21 protein-coding genes are annotated in these 20,717 nt (G+C 39.4%); 11 read left to right on the forward strand and 10 right to left on the reverse strand.

The window, feature by feature from the left end; genetic code table 11:
• Positions 1-32 precede the first annotated feature (32 nt).
• Together V6W77_RS01075 and V6W77_RS01080 are read left to right on the forward strand one after the other, a co-directional pair.
• Positions 33-401 carry a DsrE/DsrF/TusD sulfur relay family protein gene (locus V6W77_RS01075; RefSeq protein WP_334228835.1) on the forward strand — a complete coding sequence of 123 codons (369 nt, stop codon included), beginning with the start codon at positions 33-35 and terminating at the stop codon, positions 399-401.
• Positions 401-1,594, forward strand: coding sequence for a BaiN/RdsA family NAD(P)/FAD-dependent oxidoreductase (locus V6W77_RS01080; RefSeq protein ID WP_334253523.1), 1,194 nt, complete (start codon positions 401-403; stop codon positions 1,592-1,594). Before V6W77_RS01075 ends, V6W77_RS01080 begins: the two co-directional genes overlap by 1 nt.
• Positions 1,595-1,657: 63 nt before the next feature.
• Here V6W77_RS01080 and infA read toward each other — a convergent pair whose 3' ends face one another.
• Positions 1,658-1,876 carry a translation initiation factor IF-1 gene (infA, locus tag V6W77_RS01085; RefSeq protein WP_025217878.1) on the reverse strand — a complete coding sequence of 73 codons (219 nt, stop codon included), beginning with the start codon at positions 1,874-1,876 and terminating at the stop codon, positions 1,658-1,660.
• Between the two features lie 105 nt (positions 1,877-1,981).
• Positions 1,982-2,641, reverse strand: a complete 660-nt coding sequence (locus tag V6W77_RS01090; protein ID WP_283386305.1) for a YtjB family periplasmic protein — start codon at positions 2,639-2,641, stop codon at positions 1,982-1,984.
• 85 nt (positions 2,642-2,726) lie between these two features.
• Here V6W77_RS01090 and serB point away from each other — a divergent pair, with 85 nt between their 5' ends.
• The 3 genes from serB to V6W77_RS01105 all read left to right on the forward strand — a co-directional run bounded on the left by serB (position 2,727) and on the right by V6W77_RS01105 (position 4,342).
• Positions 2,727-3,590, forward strand: a complete 864-nt coding sequence (gene serB / locus V6W77_RS01095; protein WP_334253524.1) for a phosphoserine phosphatase SerB — start codon at positions 2,727-2,729, stop codon at positions 3,588-3,590.
• 13 nt (positions 3,591-3,603) lie between these two features.
• Positions 3,604-4,095: a YajQ family cyclic di-GMP-binding protein gene (locus tag V6W77_RS01100; RefSeq protein WP_025236551.1), complete on the forward strand. Its 492-nt coding sequence runs from the start codon at positions 3,604-3,606 to the stop codon at positions 4,093-4,095.
• Between the two features lie 79 nt (positions 4,096-4,174).
• Positions 4,175-4,342 (forward strand): DUF5363 domain-containing protein, encoded by a 168-nt coding sequence (locus V6W77_RS01105; RefSeq protein ID WP_162621155.1) that lies wholly within the window; start codon positions 4,175-4,177, stop codon positions 4,340-4,342.
• Positions 4,343-4,380: 38 nt separating this feature from the next.
• On the opposite strand, the gene V6W77_RS01110 is transcribed toward V6W77_RS01105, so the two are convergent.
• Positions 4,381-4,677: a hypothetical protein gene (locus V6W77_RS01110; protein ID WP_025236550.1), complete on the reverse strand. Its 297-nt coding sequence runs from the start codon at positions 4,675-4,677 to the stop codon at positions 4,381-4,383.
• A gap of 73 nt (positions 4,678-4,750) precedes the next feature.
• Positions 4,751-5,713 (reverse strand): malate dehydrogenase, encoded by a 963-nt coding sequence (mdh, locus tag V6W77_RS01115; protein ID WP_334253525.1) that lies wholly within the window; start codon positions 5,711-5,713, stop codon positions 4,751-4,753.
• Positions 5,714-5,911: 198 nt separating this feature from the next.
• On the opposite strand from mdh, the gene argR reads away from it, so the two are divergent.
• The 3 genes from argR to uvrD all read left to right on the forward strand — a co-directional run bounded on the left by argR (position 5,912) and on the right by uvrD (position 9,593).
• Positions 5,912-6,373, forward strand: coding sequence for a transcriptional regulator ArgR (argR, locus tag V6W77_RS01120; protein WP_334253605.1), 462 nt, complete (start codon positions 5,912-5,914; stop codon positions 6,371-6,373).
• An 80-nt stretch (positions 6,374-6,453) separates the two neighbouring features.
• Positions 6,454-7,350, forward strand: coding sequence for a TIGR01777 family oxidoreductase (locus V6W77_RS01125; RefSeq protein WP_334253526.1), 897 nt, complete (start codon positions 6,454-6,456; stop codon positions 7,348-7,350).
• A 44-nt stretch (positions 7,351-7,394) separates the two neighbouring features.
• Positions 7,395-9,593: a DNA helicase II gene (gene uvrD, locus V6W77_RS01130; RefSeq protein ID WP_334253527.1), complete on the forward strand. Its 2,199-nt coding sequence runs from the start codon at positions 7,395-7,397 to the stop codon at positions 9,591-9,593.
• 40 nt (positions 9,594-9,633) lie between these two features.
• On the opposite strand, the gene V6W77_RS01135 is transcribed toward uvrD, so the two are convergent.
• Positions 9,634-9,849 carry an HP1242/YdcH family protein gene (locus V6W77_RS01135; RefSeq protein ID WP_025236545.1) on the reverse strand — a complete coding sequence of 72 codons (216 nt, stop codon included), beginning with the start codon at positions 9,847-9,849 and terminating at the stop codon, positions 9,634-9,636.
• 186 nt (positions 9,850-10,035) lie between these two features.
• Here V6W77_RS01135 and V6W77_RS01140 point away from each other — a divergent pair, with 186 nt between their 5' ends.
• Together V6W77_RS01140 and V6W77_RS01145 are read left to right on the forward strand one after the other, a co-directional pair.
• A complete protein-coding gene (locus V6W77_RS01140) occupies positions 10,036-10,872 on the forward strand; it encodes a dihydroorotate dehydrogenase (protein WP_334253528.1) in 837 nt (278 codons plus the stop codon).
• A gap of 121 nt (positions 10,873-10,993) precedes the next feature.
• On the forward strand, positions 10,994-13,264 hold the full coding sequence (locus V6W77_RS01145) for an NADP-dependent malic enzyme (protein WP_334253529.1): 2,271 nt from the start codon (positions 10,994-10,996) through the stop codon (positions 13,262-13,264).
• Between the two features lie 117 nt (positions 13,265-13,381).
• On the opposite strand, the gene adk is transcribed toward V6W77_RS01145, so the two are convergent.
• The 5 genes from adk to zipA all read right to left on the reverse strand — a co-directional run bounded on the left by adk (position 13,382) and on the right by zipA (position 19,667).
• On the reverse strand, positions 13,382-14,026 hold the full coding sequence (adk, locus tag V6W77_RS01150; RefSeq protein ID WP_334228845.1) for an adenylate kinase: 645 nt from the start codon (positions 14,024-14,026) through the stop codon (positions 13,382-13,384).
• A gap of 104 nt (positions 14,027-14,130) precedes the next feature.
• Complete coding sequence (locus tag V6W77_RS01155) at positions 14,131-15,429, reverse strand: AmpG family muropeptide MFS transporter (protein WP_334253530.1); 1,299 nt, start codon at positions 15,427-15,429, stop codon at positions 14,131-14,133.
• Between the two features lie 122 nt (positions 15,430-15,551).
• Entirely contained in the window at positions 15,552-16,568 is a 1,017-nt protein-coding gene (gene galE / locus V6W77_RS01160) for a UDP-glucose 4-epimerase GalE (RefSeq protein ID WP_334253531.1), read from the reverse strand.
• Between the two features lie 76 nt (positions 16,569-16,644).
• Positions 16,645-18,702, reverse strand: coding sequence for an NAD-dependent DNA ligase LigA (gene ligA / locus V6W77_RS01165; RefSeq protein ID WP_334253532.1), 2,058 nt, complete (start codon positions 18,700-18,702; stop codon positions 16,645-16,647).
• 65 nt (positions 18,703-18,767) lie between these two features.
• A complete protein-coding gene (gene zipA, locus V6W77_RS01170) occupies positions 18,768-19,667 on the reverse strand; it encodes a cell division protein ZipA (RefSeq protein ID WP_334253533.1) in 900 nt (299 codons plus the stop codon).
• Positions 19,668-19,781: 114 nt separating this feature from the next.
• On the opposite strand from zipA, the gene cysZ reads away from it, so the two are divergent.
• Complete coding sequence (cysZ, locus tag V6W77_RS01175; RefSeq protein ID WP_334253534.1) at positions 19,782-20,660, forward strand: sulfate transporter CysZ; 879 nt, start codon at positions 19,782-19,784, stop codon at positions 20,658-20,660.
• Positions 20,661-20,717: the final 57 nt, after the last annotated feature.

Raw genomic sequence — 20,717 nt, forward strand, 5'->3', positions numbered from 1 at the left:
TCTATGTGTTTCGTGTATTCCGAGGTAAAACTATGTCTAATCAAGTTCAAAAACTACTTTTCATTATCAATTCAGCACCTTACGGTAATGAAACCTTCTTTAGTGGTTTGCGTTTGGCATTACAAATTCAAGAGCAACACAAAGAAAAAGCCGAAATTCGGATTTTTTTAATGTCTGATGCGGTTACTGCTGGGCTTGCCAAACAAAATCCTGTAGAAGGGTATCACGTTCAGCAGATGCTGGAAATTTTAACTGCACAGGGAGCAATAGTGAAACTCTGTAAAACTTGCACAAATGCACGTGGCATTACCCATTTAACTTTGGTAGATGGCGTGGAGATAGGGACACTCATTGAGCTTGCAGATTGGACAGTAGAAGCAGATAAGGTACTCAATTTCTAATGCAAAAATTTGATGTCATCATTATTGGTGCAGGGGCGTCTGGGCTATTTTGTGCCGCCCAACTAGGACAAGCGGGCAAAAAGGTTGCGGTGCTAGATAGTGGCAAGAAAATCGGACGTAAGATTTTAATGTCGGGTGGTGGTTTTTGTAATTTTACCAATTTAGAGATTGGAGCCGGGAATTACCTTAGCCAAAACCGTCATTTTGTAAAATCGGCTCTCTCTCGTTACACTCAATGGGATTTTATTTCCCTTGTGGCGAGTTACGGCATAAGCTATCACGAAAAAGAGCTTGGGCAACTTTTCTGTGATGAAAGCTCGCAACAGATTGTCGATTTATTACAAGCCGAATGTGAGAAAGGTAAAGTTGAGATCTTTTTACGACAAGCGGTCATTTCCGTCGAAAAATTTGCAAATTTTTTCCAAATTTTGACCGCTAGTGAGCAGTTCCAAACTGAACATTTAGTGATTGCCACAGGTGGATTATCAATGCCGGCATTAGGTGCAAGCCCTTTTGGTTATCAAATTGCCGAACAGTTTGGCATTCCTGTTATTGCTCCTCGTGCCAGCCTTGTGCCTTTTACTTGGAAAGAAACTGATAAATACTTTACCGAACTTTCCGGTATTGCCATTCCTGTTACCGTTTCCAGTCAAAATGGAAAAAGTTTTAGTAATCAAATGTTGTTTACTCATAGAGGATTGTCTGGTCCTGCTATTTTACAGATCTCGAATTATTGGGAATTGGGCGAAACGGTGGAAATTGATTTACTTCCAAGTGAATCCATTCTCAATATATTGAATGAACTTCGTCAATCTTCGCCGAAATTGCAGCTAAAAACCGTATTGGGTCGTTATTTCCCGAAAAAGTTGGTGGATCTATGGCTAGAGCAAAATCTAGTAACAGATAAAGTGATAGCCCAACTTAGCAAGGCGGATTTAACGAACCTAGAACAATTTATCCATCACTGGCAGTTCTTGCCAAACGGCACAGAAGGCTACCGTACCGCTGAAGTAACAAAAGGTGGGATAGATACCCATTATATTTCTTCTAAAACAATGGAAGCTAAAAATGTGGAAGGTCTTTATTTTATCGGCGAAGTGCTAGATGTAACAGGCTGGCTTGGTGGGTATAACTTCCAATGGGCGTGGTCATCCGCTTTTGCTTGTGCAGAAGCAATTATTGAGAAAGGTTAAACTTCAATCTGAAAATAAAGGCGAACCTGTTAAGTATTCGCCTCTATTTTTTGATTATACAAATTATCTCGCACGGAAAATAATGCGTGCTTTGCTTAAATCGTATGGTGTCATTTCAACGGTAACTTTGTCGCCGGTTAAAATGCGGATATAATTTTTACGCATTTTGCCTGAAATGTGAGCAGTTACCACGTGCCCGTTTTCTAATTCCACACGGAACATTGTATTTGGTAAGGTTTCTAAAATTGTACCTTGCATCTCAATGCTATCTTCTTTAGCCATTTATTCCTCTTTAAATTTTAATTTTCTTTGCTATGCCATTTGGCGAAAAACGGCGGATATTATACGCTTATTCGTTCAAATTACAATCGTTTCTTTGATAACACGCTATTTCCGCTTAATCCATCGACGACGTGAATGAAAACGCTGGGTTTGTGTTTTTACTTCACTCATCATTGGTTTTGGAGCGATTTGTAGCTGATGAATTTTACGGCGGAAGTAATAATGTACGCTGCTTGCCAGCAATACACCTGTTAAAAGCAAAATAATCATCTCGCCATAAAGTTGATGGAATTGTTGCTCTACTCGGGCTTTTGTAGTTTGTCCGTATTCGGCATCAAACGTAACGCGTAAAAAACCAACCAATGCTTGTTGAGCAAAAATAGGTTCAACAATTTGCTGGGTTTTTTCTGCCTGTTCAGTGGTTAATTGTGTTTTTAAGTCTTTTGCATTTTGACTTTGTGCGAGCAGTACGCCTTTTGGTGAATAAATATTTGCATCAATAATAAAATCTTCTTTTGCAAAACTATCCAGTGCATCAACCAGTTCATCTGTTTTTGCATTTTTAACTAATAAAAACGAGAAAATATTTGCTTGTTGGCGAACCAATAAATGCGACAGATTTGATACTTGGTTAATGCTTGCTAATTGAGAGCCTAATTTAAATTGATTTACGCCCGTTAAAATAACCGCCACAATCGCTACGCAGAGAGCAGTGATCCCAGCCAGTAAAAGCGTTTTAGCTATTTTTTCACGAGTAATATACATAACATTCCTCTTAAAATGATGCGTGATTGTAGCACGGTTTTCTGTTAGATTAATGCAGTAAATTTAAACAACCTAAAATAAGACTATGGCAAATACAATTTTTATCTATTCAAAAACGTTAAATGAGCGTGAAATTGAGCAGTTTTCAAAGCAAACAGGGGCAAATTTGCTGAAACAAGCGGTCTATTTAGACTATAAAATTGCATATTTTTCGACAAATTTGACCGCTTGTGAATTGCGTGAAACAGCTCAACAAGTCAATGCGGATATTAGCGATCTCAATATTATTCCAAATTTAAATCAAGCCGGTTTATTATTAATGGATATGGATTCAACCGCCATTAAAATTGAGTGTATTGATGAAATCGCTAAACTTGCCGGCACGGGCGAAATTGTGTCTGCGATTACCGCAAGTGCAATGCGTGGCGAGTTGGATTTTGAGCAAAGCTTACGCAAACGTGTTGCTACACTTGAAAATGCACCTGAAGCTATTTTGCAAAAAGTGCGAGAAAATCTACCGCTTATGGACGGCTTTGAGCAAATGGTGTCGCTTTTGAAAAGCAAAGGATGGAAATTGGCAATTGCCTCCGGTGGATTTGACTATTTTGCTGATTACTTAAAAGAAAAATATGGCTTAGATTTTGCCGTATCGAACCAACTGGAAATTATTGATAGCAAATTAACCGGTAATGTATTGGGTAAGGTTGTGGACGCTCAACATAAAGTCGATACACTACAACAGCTTGCGACAGAATTTAATATTCCAAAAAATCAATGGGTTGCGGTAGGTGATGGAGCAAACGATTTGCCAATGTTAAGCACCGCCGGCTTAGGCGTTGCCTTACACGCCAAACCAAAAGTACAAGAACAGGCGAATTTTGTGGTAAACTTTGGCGACTTAACCGCATTGTGCTTGCTGCTGAATGCGAAGAATTTATTTCAAAATTAATGGAGAAGAAAAAATGCCATCATTTGATATTGTATCTGAAATCACAATGCACGAAGTGCGTAATGCGGTTGAAAATGCAAACCGTGTGTTAAGCACCCGTTATGACTTTCGTGGTGTTGAAGCGGTGATTGAGTTAAACGAGAAAAACGAAACTATTAAGCTTACCACCGAATCGGATTTCCAATTAGAACAGTTAATTGAAATTTTAATCGGCTCTTGCGTAAAACGTGGCATTGAGCATAACTCACTTGATATTCCAACTGAAAGTGAGCATCACGGTAAACTTTACTCCAAAGAGATTAAGCTCAAACAAGGGATTGAATCGGATATGGCGAAGAAAATTACTAAGCTGATTAAAGATTCGAAAATCAAAGTGCAAGCTCAAATTCAAGGCGAACAAGTGCGTGTAACGGGTAAATCTCGTGATGATTTACAGGCAGCTATTCAATTAGTGAAAGGGGCAGATTTAGGACAGCCTTTCCAATTCAATAACTTCCGTGATTAATTAAGTAGGCAAGCGGTTGTTTTTTACAAATTTTTTACCAAAAACAACCGCTTGTCATTTCTTCTAGTGGAGAAAGACAATGAGCGAACAAACCGAAAAGAAAAGCTGGTTTAAAAAAGCCCTTGAAAAGTACGACCAATTTTGTGATGAATTAGGTGTAAATCAAGGTGCTTGTCGAGGCTGTGTGCCAGTAGTGAAATTTGACCCTGAACCTGAAAAAGAGCAAAAAGCCGAAAAGAAAGAGTAACAATACGCCCATAAAATGGGCGTATTGCGATTCTCTATTTAATCAGCATAGTAATGGCTATATTTCTCTTTTACTCCGCCTTGATTTGCACAAGGATTTTGTATATCTGTTGAATAAATCCCATTAAAGCAAAGTGCCGTTGCATTTTTCGGCTTTTGCATATTCTGATTTGTAGTCGTCGTGTTATTTGCTAATGTTGATTCACTAATATGAATATTCTTTTGTTGTGCATAATCTAATTTATTATCACCACTTACGACTTTCACTGGCTTATTAGATGAACAAGCGATAATAGAAAATGCCATTAAACTAATAATAATCTTGTGTTTTAACATAATCATTTCCTTCTGATAATAATAAAATTAGATAAAAAAAGGGCTGACAGATTGATCAGCCCTCATATTTTAATTAAGCATCTTTATTGAATTTTTGACCTAATTCAATTTCTTCATTTAAAATCGGAATTAAATCTTCTACTTGTTTTTTCTCAAAATCGCTTAATTTGCCAATTGGTAGCACTTCTGCTAAGCCATCTTTACCTAAGCGAATTGGGTAAGCAAAGAATGCCGGAGAGGTTTCTCCGTTTGTGTTATCAATATAAGCATAACGAAGAACATCTTCACCAATTAATCCTTTTACCAAGCCAAGTGCAAATTCTGCACCTGCTTGTGCCATTGATAAGGTTGCTGAGCCACCACCTGCTTTCGCTTCAACCACTTCCGTGCCTGCATTTTGAATGCGGTGAGTTAATTGCTCAATTTGCTCTTGAGTGAATTCAAGTTTTAAGCCATTTACGGTTGCTTGTGAAAGTAATGGAAGAATAGTTGTGCCTGAATGTCCACCAATAACAGGTACTCTCACATATTTCACATTCACATTTTTTGCTTCAGCCACAAAGGTATTAGCACGAATTACATCTAATGTGGTTACCCCGAAGAGTTTGTTTTTATCGTAAACACCGGCTTTTTTCAGTACTTCTGCCGCGATAGGAATAATTGTATTAACCGGGTTAGTGATAATTGCGATACACGCTTTCGGGCAAACTTTTGCTGCTTTTTCCACTAAGTTATGTACGATAGTTGCGTTGACATTGAATAAATCAGCACGTGTCATACCTGGCTTACGAGCAACACCTGCAGAAATCACAACCACATCAGCATCTTTAAGTGCATCAGTCGGATCTTCACCTGCAAAACCTGTTACTTTAACATCCGTTGGAATATGGCTTAAATCAACCGCAATACCGGGTGTAACAGGGGAAATATCATAAAGAGATAATTCAGATTTAGCAGGTAAATTGAGTTTTAATAATAATGCGAGAGATTGACCAATGCCACCTGCTGCACCTAAAAGAGCGACTTTTTTACACATAAATTTCTCCTAATAAGTTATGGAAGTTTAGATTAATTTTAGTGTAAGGCAAATTTTTTCGGGATTCAAACAGCAAATCTCATTTTTGAGACATAGAGCAAATTTTTTATTGGATTTTTTCTTGGTTTATTGATTTATTTGCATAAATAAGCAAGAATGATGAATAATTTTAGCTTTTTTATGAATAAGAGAATGAATGTGGATAAGATAGATAATTTATCAGAAGCGTTTAAATCACTACTGCGAGAAGAAAAATTCAGCTCACAAAGTGAAATTGTAACCGCATTACAAGAAATGGGGTTTGAGAACATTAACCAATCAAAAGTTTCTCGAATGTTGTCTAAATTTGGTGCGGTTAGAACACGTAACACCAAAATGGAAATGGTCTATCAGCTCCCTGTAGAATTAAGTGTACCAACAACATCAAGTCCACTTAAAAATTTAGTTGTGGATATTGACTACAATGACGCCTTAATTGTAGTGAAAACCAGCCCGGGAGCAGCCCAACTTATTGCACGCTTACTGGATTCAATGGGAAAAGCTGAAGGCATTTTAGGTACAATTGCAGGCGATGACACCATTTTTATTACCCCTGTCCGTCAGGTTTTGGTGGAAGATTTAATTAAAAATATCACGGAGCTATTTGAAACATCATTGTAGCTAGATGGTAGATAACTAAATTGTAAATAATTAAGGCAGTAGCGTGGCAAGTTTGCCATTTCTTTATAAGGAGATAACGTATGAATATTCTTATTACGGGTGGTACGGGCTTTATTGGTACTGAGTTAATTAAAAAGTTAAAATCTGAAAATCATCACTTTACACTTTTAGTTAGAAATAAAGACAAAAAAAGTGATGATAAACGGATTACATATTGCTATTCACTCGATGAGTTTTCCGATTTGAACGACTTTGATGCGGTTATTAACCTTGCCGGTGAGCCCATTTTTGATAAGCGTTGGACGGAGCAACAAAAGCGTAAACTCATTGAAAGCCGAGTTAAAATGACCAATAAGCTCAGCGAATTAATTAATGCGAGTGTTAATCCTCCGCATACTTTTCTCTCAGGTTCGGCAATCGGAATTTATGGCGATTTACCGAAATCTGCAAATTTTTATACAGAATCGACCGCTTGTTATCAAGATTGCTTCACTAACTACCTTTGCGAGCAGTGGGAAGCCTCTGCATTAAAAGCTGAAAGCGATAAAACCAGAGTTTGTTTAATTCGTACAGGGACGGTCTTTTCGCCGGAAGGTGGGGCATTAAAGAAAATTTTACCGATTTATAAATGCGGATTAGGCGGAAAACTCGGTTCAGGAAAGCAATATTGGGCGTGGATTAGCCGCCGAGATCATGTACAAGCGGTCATTTTTTTACTAAAAAATACAAATTGTTCGGGTGTTTACAATTTTGTTGCACCAAATCCCGTAAGAAATGAGGAATTTAATCGTATTCTAGCGAATGCCGTTAATCGTCCCGCTTTCTTTGCTGTGCCTGAATTTGCGTTGAAATTAGGCTTAGGTGAACGAGCTTGCTTAGTATTAGATAACCAACAACTCATTCCAGAAAAACTCCTCGCAGCCGGTTTTGAATTCCAAGATCCCATTTTAACGGAGAACATTTTCTTAAACCCATAGTTTAGGCTATAATGCTGTATAAAAGCACAGATTAAAAGGTGATTATGGATTTCTCATTATTATTAGACGGTTTAAATGACAAGCAGCGAGAAGCTGTTGCTGCACCAATCGGCAATTATTTGGTTCTGGCGGGAGCCGGTTCGGGCAAAACAAGGGTTTTAACTCACCGCATTGCGTGGTTAATTGGCGTGGAAAATATACCGGAATCAAACATTCTCGCCGTAACTTTTACCAATAAAGCCGCCGCAGAAATGCGGCACCGTATTGAGCATACCCTTTCCCAATCAGGAGATAACCGCCTGTTTGGTATGTGGGTAGGCACTTTTCATAGTATTGCTAATCGTTTATTACGCTCCCATTATTTAGATGCCGATTTACCGAAAGATTTCCAAATTATGGATACCGAGGATCAGCAGCGTTTACTTAAACGCTTGTTGAAATTACACAATATTGATGAAAAACATTTCCCGCCGAAACACGTTGCTTGGTATATCAATGCTCAAAAAGATAAGGGAAAACGAGCCAAAGATATCGAACACCATAACGATCCAAATGAGAAAAAACTGGTTGAGATTTATCAGATCTACCAAGAGGCGTGCGACCGTGCAGGCTTATTGGATTTTGCCGAGCTGCTTATTCGAGCTTATGAGTTATTCAAACACAAGCCTGCGATTTTACAGCGTTACCAGCAACGTTTTCAGCAGATTTTGATTGATGAGTTCCAAGATACCAACAACATTCAGTACGACTTAATTCGTTTGCTGGCTGGTGATGTCGGCAAAGTAATGATTGTGGGCGATGATGATCAATCGATCTACGGTTGGCGTGGAGCTCAGGTGGAGAATATTCAGCGTTTCTTAAAAGATTATGACAACGCTCAAACTATTCGTTTGGAGCAAAATTATCGTTCAACAGGCAACATTTTAAGCTGTGCCAATGAATTAATTGCCAACAATGATAACCGCTTAGGCAAAAATTTATGGACAGATAGTGGTGATGGCGAACCCGTAGATATTTACTGTGCCTTCAATGAGTTGGACGAAGCCCGCTTTGTCGCCTCTCAAATCAAACAATGGAAAGAGGACGAGGGCGATCTTGCCGAATGTGCGGTGCTTTACCGTAGCAACAGCCAGTCCCGTGTGATTGAGGAAGCCTTAATTCAAGCCAATATTCCGTACCGAATTTACGGCGGAATGCGATTCTTTGAACGCCAAGAGATCAAAGACGCGTTGGCGTATCTGCGTTTGATTGCCAACCGCCAAGACGATGCTGCATTTGAGCGTGTCATTAATACTCCAACCAGAGGCATTGGTGATAGAACCTTAGATAAGCTTCGCCAAATTACCCGTCATCGCCAAATTACGTTATGGCAAGCTATTCAAGTGGCGGTGCAGGAAGAACAACTTTCAGGCAGAGCAGCCTCTTCATTACTCCGCTTTGTTGAGTTGATTAATGCCTTAGATCAAGAAACCGAGCAGATGTCTTTAGCCGAACAAACCGATTATGTGATTAAGAAATCGGGCTTGTATGAAATGTATAAGCAAGAAAAAGGCGAGAAAGGCGAAGTTCGTATTGAAAACTTGGAAGAGTTAGTTACCGCTACCAAACAATTCGTAAAACCTGACGAAGCAGAAGATTTAACGGATTTAACCGCCTTTTTAACTCACGCATCACTTGAAGCCGGTGAAGCTCAAGCCTCTCAGCACGAAGATTATGTGGAGCTAATGACATTACACTCAGCGAAAGGCTTAGAATTCCCACGTGTATTTATGGTGGGTGTGGAAGAAGGGATTTTCCCAAGTGGAATGAGTTTTGATGAAGGCAGATTGCAAGAAGAACGTCGCTTAGCGTATGTTGGCATTACTCGAGCGAAGAAAAAGCTCACTATCAGCTATGCGGAATCCCGCCGTTTATACGGCAAGGAAGAACGTCATATACCTTCTCGCTTTATTGCCGAGTTACCGGAAGAACATATTCGTGAAGTGCGTTTAAGAGGTTCAATTAATCGTGCGGCGAGTTTTAATCAATCTTCTGCATTTGCAAAAAATCCAGCAAAAACGACCGCTTCCATCTTAAATGATGATAGCTGGAAAATGGGACAGAAAGTAAATCACGCCAAATTCGGACAAGGTACGATTATCAATGTGGAAGGTTCAGGCGAAGCAACCCGTTTACAAGTGGCATTCGTCGGTAATGGGATAAAATGGCTGATTGCAAAAATGGCAAATTTAGAGAAGCTATAAACGAAAAAAGTCCAGAAATTCTGGACTTTTTCTTTAAGTATTAAGCAGATTTTTGTTTTAGGATAGCGTAAAGCTGATCCTTTAGATGCAGTTTTTCTTTTTTTAGAGTCTCAACTTCTTCGTGGGTAGCGATCTCAATATTAGCTTCCATATTTTTGATACGCTGATCTAGCTCGTTATGTTTGTCAAACAAGCGAGAAAAATGTGCATCGCTTTGTTTTAATTCTGTAATTAAATCACGAAATTCCGGAAACATATTTAACTCCTATTTGTTGTTTGTCATATTTATAACAAAATACTAGCATTTTTTCGTGATTCTACGCATAAATCTTTCTGATTTTTTGAACTTGATCACAAAATTTATATCGAAAATTAGTATGTGTGATAACCCTATTTAAGGCTATAATAGCCACCATAACTTTTATCTTTAGGATACCAAATAATGCGTTATAAAGCGGTCTTTTTTACACTGTTCTCTCTATTTTTAGGCACAGCAAATGCAACTTGGAAAAAAATTAACGATGTCAATTATACTTGGGGACCGTTCAATATTTATCACATCACACTTTTTACCGAAACGGGTCGCTATGATGAAGGTACACGTCCATTAATGCTCACATTGCAATATAAAAAGCCGTGGGAAGGGCGTGATTTTGCAGTTTCTTTAGCAAGAACTTGGAATAATTTAGGCATTCAACTGCCTGAACAAGAGGTTGATGAAGTTATTACTCGTCTGAGAAAAACGTTCCCTGATATTAAACCGGAAGATACTTTGCACTATATCGCGTTAGAAGATAGCGGCTACTTTATTTTAAATGATCGTGTGGTATCTGAAGTGTTTAATAAAAAATTTAGCGATGCTATTGTTGCGATCTGGCTCGATTCTAAAATGGATATCAGCCGCCAATTATTAGATCCATCATATAAACCAAAAGTGGAAGAAAAGAGTACAGAGCAGACTGTAGAGCAAGTGGCAACTGAACAAAAAACCGAACAAGTTAATACCCAAGAAACGAAGATTGAGGCTCCGCAAACGGAAAATAAAACGGAAGAATTAGCTAAAAAAATAGATATCAATGAAGCAAAACCGAATGTTAAAGCAGAGCTAGCTCCTCCACAAGATAAACAAGAACAAGATATCACTGCCAATAAAAAAGATGAGAATAGCTCTGAAAATAAAGCAGAAGAAAAGCCCAAAGTGCTTAAAATTGAAAACCCAGAGGTGCTGATTTTACCGATTTATGATGATTTCTTAATGTTGAATAAGCATTATATATAATAAACAAGCGGTTGAATTTATATCATTTTTTGCAAATTACCTTTTCCGGTCTCTAGGTCTGGAAAAGAATATTAAGTTGTTGAAATATAATTAATTTTACCACCAAATTAAGGATTGAACTATGAGTGATTTACGCCAAGCTGCACTGGATTTCCACGAGTTTCCAAAACCGGGAAAAATCGAAGTTACCCCAACCAAATCTCTTGCTACTCAGAGAGACTTAGCTCTGGCGTACTCACCGGGAGTGGCTGAGCCTTGTTTGGAAATTGAAAAAGACCCATCAGCAGCTTATCGCTACACAGCAAAAGGCAACTTAGTTGCAGTAATTTCAAACGGTACAGCGGTACTGGGTTTAGGTAACATCGGTGCATTGGCTGGTAAGCCTGTGATGGAAGGTAAAGGCGTACTATTTAAAAAGTTCGCTGGTATTGATGTATTTGATATTGAAATCAATGAAACCGATCCGGAAAAACTGGTAGATATTATTGCCTCATTAGAACCGACTTTCGGTGGCGTAAATCTTGAAGATATTAAAGCACCGGAGTGTTTCTACATTGAGCAAAAACTGCGTGAGAGAATGAACATTCCTGTTTTCCACGACGATCAACACGGTACGGCAATTATTAGTGCGGCAGCAGTCATTAACGCCCTGCGTATTGTGGATAAAAAAATTGAAGAGGTTCGTTTAGTTGCATCAGGTGCGGGAGCAGCGTCAATTGCGTGTTTGAATCTGCTTGTTTCACTTGGTATGAAACGTGAAAACATTGTGGTATGTGATTCCAAAGGTGTAATTTATCAAAACCGTGATGATCGTATGGACGACACCAAAAAAGCCTATGCAATTGTGGATAACGGCTGGCGTACGTTGGGCGATGCTATGCCAAATGCAGATATTTTCTTAGGCTGTTCAGCAGCGGGTGCATTAACGCAAGATATGGTTCGTTCAATGGCTGCTCACCCGATTATTCTTGCTCTTGCTAACCCGAACCCTGAAATTACTCCGCCTGAAGCAAAAGCAGCTCGCCCTGATGCAATTATCTGTACAGGTCGTTCAGATTATCCAAACCAAGTAAATAACGTGCTTTGCTTCCCATTTATTTTCCGTGGGGCGTTAGATGTGGGGGCAACCACCATTAATGAAGAGATGAAAATGGCAGCTGTGTATGCCATCGCAGATCTTGCTCTGGCAGAACAAAATGAAGTGGTTACTTCGGCTTATGGAGGCGAAGGGGCAACATTTGGAGCGGACTATATTATTCCTCGACCATTTGATCCTCGCTTAATTGTGCGTATCGCCCCTGCTGTTGCAAAAGCTGCGATGGATTCTGGTGTTGCAACTCGCCCGATTACAGATTGGGAAGGCTATATTGAAAAACTCACGCAGTTTGTTTACAAAACGAGTTTATTTATGAAGCCAATTTTCAGTCAAGCGAAAGCCGATAAAAAACGTATTGTACTTGCTGAAGGCGAAGAAACTAAAGTGCTACATGCTACCCAAGAGATTATTTCAATGGGCTTGGCATATCCGATTTTAATCGGTCGTCCTGCGGTTATTGAAGCTAAAATCAAAAAATTAGGTTTACAAATTTTAGCAGGCAGAGATTTTGAAATCGTAAATAACGAACAAGATGACCGCCACGAGGAGCTTTGGAAACGTTACTACGCTCTAATGAGCCGTCGTGGTATTACGGAAGCGATTGCAAAACGAGTAACCACCTCAAATACCACCGTAATTGCTTCATTGCTTGTTGAAATGGGCTATGCAGATGGTTTAGTGTGTGGCTTGTTTGGCTCATACAGTCGCCATTTAGAAGCAATTAAAGATATTATCGGCACTAAAGAAGGGGTAAAAGTACCAGCTGCATTAAACAGCCTTGTGCTGCCAACAGGAAATGTGTTCTTAACCGATACTTATGTTAATGCCGATCCAACGGCTGAAGAGTTAGCAGAAATCACGCTAATGGCAGCGGAGGAGATCAAACATTTCGGTATTGAGCCGGCGGTTGCATTGCTTTCACATTCAAACTTTGGCTCAAATAACTATCTTGGTGCACCGAAAATGCGTGAAACGTTACGAATTGTGCAAGAACGTGATCCTAGCCTCAATATTGATGGCGAAATGCACGGCGACTTAGCTCTTAATGAAGAGTTGCGTTTAGCTCATATGCCGGAGACCACCTTAAAAGGCTCGGCAAACTTATTGGTTATGCCAAATGTGGAATCTGCCCGCATCAGCTATAACCTACTGCGTGCAACCACAACAGCTATTACAGTTGGTCCAATCCTAATGGGGGTGAAGAAATCAGCCCATATTTTAACGCCGGTGGCTTCTGTTCGCCGTATTATTAATATGGTGGCATTTGCTGCGGTAAAAGCCCAAACGCCAGCCTAATAAAATAACAAGCGGTTGAAAATTTGCAAAAAAAGGCAAAATTTTGACCGCTTGTCATAGACAATAAAAAAATCTGCACTAATCACTAATTGAATAGTGCAGATTTTTTATATTCAATTAAAGTAAGATTTTTTCTAATTCAGCACTTACTTCTTCAACCGGTTTTGTACCGTCTAAACGCTCATAGCGAGTGTTTCCCGCTTCTGCTTCAGCGGTGTAATAAGCAATTAACGGCTTAGTTTGTTTGTGATAAATCGCTAAACGCTCTAATACTGTTTCTGGCTTGTCGTCTTGGCGGATAATTAAATCTTCGCCGGTTACGTCATCTTTGCCTTCTACTTTTGGCGGATTGTACACTACGTGGTAAGTACGACCGGACGGTTGATGCACTCGGCGACCACTCATACGCTCAACAATCACTTCATCCGCAACATCAAATTCAAGTACTAAATCAATTTTCACGCCTGATTCTTTTAACGCATCAGCTTGTGGGATAGTACGAGGGAAGCCATCTAATAAGAAACCTTTAGCACAGTCTGGTTGTGCGATACGATCTTTTACTAACGCTACGGTTAATTCGTCCGGTACAAGTTTTCCTTCGTCCATCAAGGCTTTGGCTTGTTTGCCTAATTCAGTGCCTTCTTTGATAGCCGCACGGAACATATCGCCCGTTGAAATTTGCGGAATACCGAATTTGTTCATAATAAACTGAGCTTGAGTGCCTTTACCTGCACCCGGTGCACCTAATAAAATAACTTTCATTTGTAAACCTCAATAACTAAAAAAATGAATAAATAACTTAGGCAATAACCTTACCGATTACTGCCTAAAATTGCAAATTTTTTTATAAATTTAACCGCTTGTAACTAAGCTGAGTTTTGTTCTGTCCAAGGGGCAACTTTAAATAGCATTAACATTCCCGGAATACCAATAAAGAAGCAGAGCCAGAAGAATTGATAATAGCCCATCATTTCTACCAGATGCCCTGTGTATGCCCCTAACATTTTGCTTGGTAAAGCAGCAAGACTAGTAAAAATGGCGAGTTGCATTGCTGTATAAGCCGGATTGGTTTCACGTGCCATAAAGGCAACGAAAGCAGCTGTGCCTAGTCCTACGCCCAGATATTCGCCCGCCATCACTAAACCTAATTTCCAAAGTTCCGCAGCTCCAATGCTTTCGGTAGGGAAATATCCAAAGCTGGCAAGATACGCAAAACCTAAAATGGTTACTAACTGAACTAAGCCAAACAACCACAAAGCACGGTTTACACCCAATTTCAACATTGCAATACCGCCGATAATACCACCGCCAATACTACACCAAAGAGAAGTCATTTTTACAATACCTGCAATGTGCGATTTAGTAAAACCCATATCTAAGATAAATTTAGTTTGCAGTGTGGTGGCGAGAGAGTCGCCTAATTTATAGAGAAAAATAAATAAAATTAACCCGATTGCACCAGCAACGCCTTTGCGAGTGAAAAACTCTTTGAACGGATCAACAAACGCCATATAAAACGGCTTGGAACGATCGATTGGTTTATGATTAGGCTCTGCAGCGATTAGCGTAATAAATAAGCAAGGCACTAAAAAAGCAGCCGTAATCAAGAAAACCGTATCCCAAGCGTAGTGATCCGCTAAAAATAGTGATAAGCCACCGGGAATTAAACCTGCAATACGATAAGCATTAACGTGAATGGAATTACCTAAACCCAGTTCGTTATCCGATAAAATCTCACGGCGGAACGCATCAACAACAATATCTTGCGTAGCGGAAAGGAACGCTAATATTACCGACAACGTTACCACAATCGAAATCTCTTTCACCGGGTCAAACAAGCCAAAGCTGGCTAAAATAACTAAAAGCCCAATTTGAGAAATAAAAATCCAACTTCTACGTCTACCTAAAAATGGTGGAAAATAACGGTCTAATAACGCAGCCCAAAGAAATTTCCAAGTGTAGGGAAGGGAAGTAAGGGTAAATGCCGCGATGGTTTTAATATCTAAATTCGCACTGGTAAGCCAAGCCGGCATTAATTGAATTAACACAAATAACGGCAAGCCGGAACAAAAACCCGTGTAAATACAAAGGAGCATATTTTTTGTAAAAATCTGCTGCCAAATAGAAGGCTTTGTAGCATTATTTTCAGGCGTGTAAGCGGTCATATTTTTCCTAAATTTTGCAAAAGAAAAGATGATATTAGGTTAATATACCATAGCTTGAATACCTTCTCTAATTATTTGCGATTTAAGAAAAAAGAGCTATCTTTCGATAGCCCTTCATTTCTTTAGCCTTTATAACCATTCGGGTTATTTTTTTGCCAATTCCACGTGTCTTTCATCATTTGCTCTAAGCCACGCTCGGTTTTCCAGCCGAGTTGTTCGAGGGCTTTCTTAGGATTAGAGTAATATGAGTCAATATCGCCTGCACGGCGTGCTACTATTTGATAAGGTACTTTAATGTCATTCGCTTTTTCAAACGCTTTTACCATATCTAATACTGAATAACCAATGCCTGTACCTAAGTTGTAGATATGCAAGCCAGCTTGATCTTGGTGTTTATCTAAGGCTTTTAAATGACCTACTGCTAAATCAACAACGTGAATATAATCACGAACGCCTGTACCATCGTGAGTAGAGTAGTCGCCACCAAAAACAGACAGTTGTGGTAATTTACCTACAGCTACTTGGCTAATAAATGGCATTAAATTATTTGGGATACCGTTTGGATCTTCACCAATCAAGCCGCTTTCGTGAGCTCCTACTGGGTTGAAATAGCGTAAAATAACCGCACTAAATTGTGGATTGGCTTTTACAGTATCTTCTAAAACACGTTCAACCATATATTTTGATGTTGCATAAGGGCTAGTTGTTGCTCCCACTTGAGATTCTTCTGTTACAGGAATAATTTCTGGTACACCATATACTGTCGCTGTTGAACTAAATACAATAGTATTTACACCTGCTTTAAGCATTTCTTCCACTAAAACAATTGAGCCACCTACGTTGTTTTCATAGTAAAACAAAGGTTTCTGTACGCTTTCCCCTACCGCTTTTAAGCCAGCGAAGTGGATAACTGATTCAATTTTATGATTTGCAAAGATTTTGCGTAAGATATCGCGATCTAATACATCACCTTTATAAAAGGTTAAATCTTTACCTGTAATTTGTTTTACACGCTCTAATGAAACTTCAGAAGCATTATGTAGATTATCTAATACTACGACTTCACGGTTGATATTCAATAATTCTACTATTGTATGAGTACCAATATACCCTGCACCGCCTGTTACTAAAATTGCCATTTTATGTTCCTTTTGCAAAATTTACGAAGAAAATAACCGCTTGTATTTTACTCGTTTTTTCCTTGTTTTACGAATATTAATGCGTTGTGAGATCAATAAAATCTTGCTCAGTTAAAATCTGAATGCCTAGCTCTTGGGCTTTAGTCAGTTTTGAGCCTGCTTTTTCACCTGCGATGAGGTAATCGGTTTTGCTTGAAACCGAGCCTGAAACTTTGCAGCCTAAACTTTGTAATAACGCTTTGGCTTCATCACGAGTCAGCTGAGTGAGTGTGCCTGTTAATACCACATTTTTGTCTTTTAATGGATTATCCGCAATTTCAGTTTTAACCACATTTTCCCAATGCACGCCTTGAGCAATCAAATCTTCAACTACTTCAACATTATGTGGTTCTTGCCAGAAGCTAACGATGCGGTTTGCTACCACTTCGCCGACATCTTGTACCTCTTTTAATTGCTCAAAATCAGCTTGGCGGATTGCTTCAAGTGAACCGAAATGGTTAGCTAAGTTCAAAGCAGTCGCTTCCCCAACTTCACGAATGCCTAATGAGAACAAAAAGCGAGGAAGGGTGGTATTTTTCGCTTTTTCGATACTATTTAAAGCATTTTGAGCGGATTTTTCGCCCATTCGTTCTAATCGCATTAAGGTTGTATGATCGAGCTTGAATAGATCGGCTGGAGTTTTAATTAACTCACGAGCCATTAATTGTTCAATCAGTTTTTCGCCTACGCCGTCAATATCCATCGCTTTCCGAGAAACAAAATGTTTCAACGCTTCTTTACGTTGAGCCCCACAGAATAAGCCGCCAGTACAACGTGCGACAGCCTCGCCTTCTACCCGAACAACCGCAGAGTTACAGATAGGGCAAGCGGTCGGAAATTCAATTTTTTTTGAATTTTCAGGACGACGTTCAGCAACTACACCTGTAATTTGTGGAATAACATCGCCTGCACGGCGAATAATCACGGTATCGCCAATTACAATGCCTAAACGCTCAATTTCATCACCATTATGTAGTGTTGCATTGCTCACCGTAACACCTGCTACGAACACGGGCTCTAATTTAGCTACAGGCGTGATTGCTCCTGTTCTCCCTACTTGGAAATCTACTTCTTTCAAAATAGTCATTTCTTCCTGTGCAGGGAATTTGTAAGCAATCGCCCAGCGTGGGGAACGAGAGATAAAACCAAGTTGCTCTTGTAAGGCAATATCATTGACTTTCAATACCGTGCCATCAATATCATAGCCTAGCGTTGGGCGTTTAGCTTGGATTTCGGCATAATACGCCAAGAGTTCTGTTTTGCCTTGAGCTAAGCGGATTTCATTATTGACAGGAATGCCAAGCGATTTGAGCCATTGCAAACGCTCAAACTGGGTATTCGGCAATTCATCATCACTTTCATAAACGCCAATGCCGTAAGCATTTAGCACGAGTGGACGTTGGCGAGTAATTTTCGGATCTAACTGTCTTAACGAACCTGCTGCTGCATTACGAGGGTTAGCAAAGGTTTTCTCGCCTTTGGCTAAGGCTTTTTCATTTAACTCATTAAAGCCTGCTTGAGGCATAAAGACTTCACCACGAATTTCTAAACGAGCAGGTGGATTGAGCGTGTTGAGTTTTAACGGAATATTACGAATGGTACGGATATTTGCCGTAATATCTTCGCCTGTTGTGCCATCGCCTCGGGTTGCCGCACGGGTGAGCAAGCCGTTTTCATACAAAATACTTACCGCTAAACCGTCTAATTTTGGCTCGCAACAAAATGCTAACTCATTTGGATTATTGATAATATAGCTCTCCATTCGGCGTAAAAAGCCATCTAAATCATCATCACCAAAGGCGTTATCTAACGAAAGCATTGGCATTTCGTGTGTAACTTGAGCAAAGCCTGACAATGGTTTTGCACCCACTCGTTGCGTTGGAGAATCTGCGGTAATCAGTTCCGGGTGTTGCCATTCAATATTTTTCAGTTCATTCATTAAGCGGTCGTATTCCGCATCCGGTACGCTAGGATTATCTAAAACGTGATATTCATACTCGTATTGACGTAACGTTTGGCGAAGTTGTTCGATTTGCTCAACTAATGCAGATGTGGCATTTTCTTCAAATAAAGAGCCTTGACTAAATAAAGACATTGGTAAAATTCTCTACAAAAAAGACCGCTTGTAACAAGCGGTCGAAAAAACAATTATTTTTGCAATTAACGCATTACACGTTTCATATAACGCTGGCGAGATTCTTCGCTAAACGGTTGTTGAGCATCGTCATATAAATAACCGCCGAGTGATGATGCCAAGTGTTCCGCATTGCTCAGTAATAATTTCATATTCACAATATCGTTGCCTTCAGTCGGTAACTGCATAAATAGCACTAAACCGGCGGTGGAGAAGTTAGCAATATTGTGTAAATCAAATGTGCCCGGATTCATTAAGTTCGCTGCACTGAAAATAATCGGGCTGAGCGAATCGTCAATGTGTTGGTGGCGGTGGAAAATTTGGTGTTCGCCAAAACGTAATCCAACTTCTTCTAAATAATGAACCACATAATCGCCACGGAACGGCTCATTTTGCGGTGCGTAAACATAAAGCGTTACAAATGGATTTTCTTCCTGTTCAGTTTGCACAACTTCGGTTTCTTCTACAGGTGCAACTTGCACTTCTTGTTCAGGCGTAATAACAACATTAATCGTTGGGTTCGCAAAATCAGGTGTATTTTGAATATGTTGCTGATTAGAAATTTGCTGACCGTAGGTGCTAACAGGCTCTGCTATAGGTTGTTGAAGCTGCACTGTTGTTTGAACTTGAGGTTCTCCCGGTAAGCTGATTTTGATATTTTGCAATGAGCTTTCCACTTCCTGTTGGATCTGCTGTGGATTTTCTTCCGGCACAGACATTGCTTGATATTCATTAGCTTGTGGTTGCAAGGAAGCAGGAATATTGTTATTTAGCTCATTACTTGGAGGAGGTACAACAACAGGTCTGCTTGAAAAGGTGTTTGAGAAAATGTTCGATTTTTCACGGCGGGCAGACCAAATACTAAAGCCGATTAAGACCGCAATCAATAATCCGGCTAGAATAAAGAAAATAATATGCAGTTCCATTGTGTCCTCTTTATTTTAAATAATCAGTAAAAAATACATTTTCATATTTGCGAAAATAGTGTGCGTAGCTTACCATATTTCTAACAAATTTTTGATAAAAAATAAGGAATGATTATGTCTTCTGCTTTTTCACAGCCACAAACTCAGATAGGGCTTGGTTTTCACTACTTTATTTATGGCTGGAAATTGTTGCTGCAACGCCAATTTTTACCCTTTGTGATTTTCCCGATATTAATTAATACAGTACTAATGGTTGGGCTGATATGGGCATTTTTTGCCAACATTGGTGGGTTGTTGGCATTAATGTTACCAACTTGGTTGGAATGGCTTAGCTTTATTCTGATTCCGCTGATTTTTTTGATGATTTTAGTTGGCTTTTATTTTGCCTTTACCACATTAGCAAACTTTGTAGCTGCTCCTTTTAATGCTTTACTGGCTGAAAAAGTTGAACTGCAACTCACGGGCGAGCCATTGGGTGATATGTCTTTCGGGGCAATATTAAAAGATGTGCCAAGAATGCTAAAACGTGAGTGGCAAAAAATGATGTATAGCATTCCAAGATTAATTGCCCTTTTTGTACTTGGTTTTTTACCTGTGGTGGGGCAAACCATTGTGCCTATTCTTACCTTTATGTTTGGGGCGTGGTTAATTGCCATTCAGTATTGCGACTATCCGTTTGATAACCATAAAATCAGCTTTCAGCGTATGCGAAATGCACTTACACAATACCGCACGCTTAATTTTACCTTTGGTGCGTTAGTGAGCTTATTTACGATGCTACCATTTGTGAATTTGGTGGTGATGCCTGTGGCAGTCTGTGGGGCAACGGCGTTATGGGTAAATGAATATCGCCATTTCTTCTTAAATAATCAAACAGGCGAGTTCAGCAAAGCAGACTATACCTTTAAACGTTCAGGAACCGCAGTAACTACAGAAATGCGTTCAGGAGACGTAAGTACAGAAGTAAGAAAAGGCGATATCAAATCTAAGTAAGATTTCCTTTACTAAATTTTGCTTTTTTTGTTTTTATGTTCTATGATTTGAGATATA

It is taken from the genome of Mannheimia indoligenes (assembly GCF_036880405.1).
Classification (GTDB): Bacteria; Pseudomonadota; Gammaproteobacteria; order Enterobacterales; family Pasteurellaceae; genus Mannheimia; species Mannheimia indoligenes.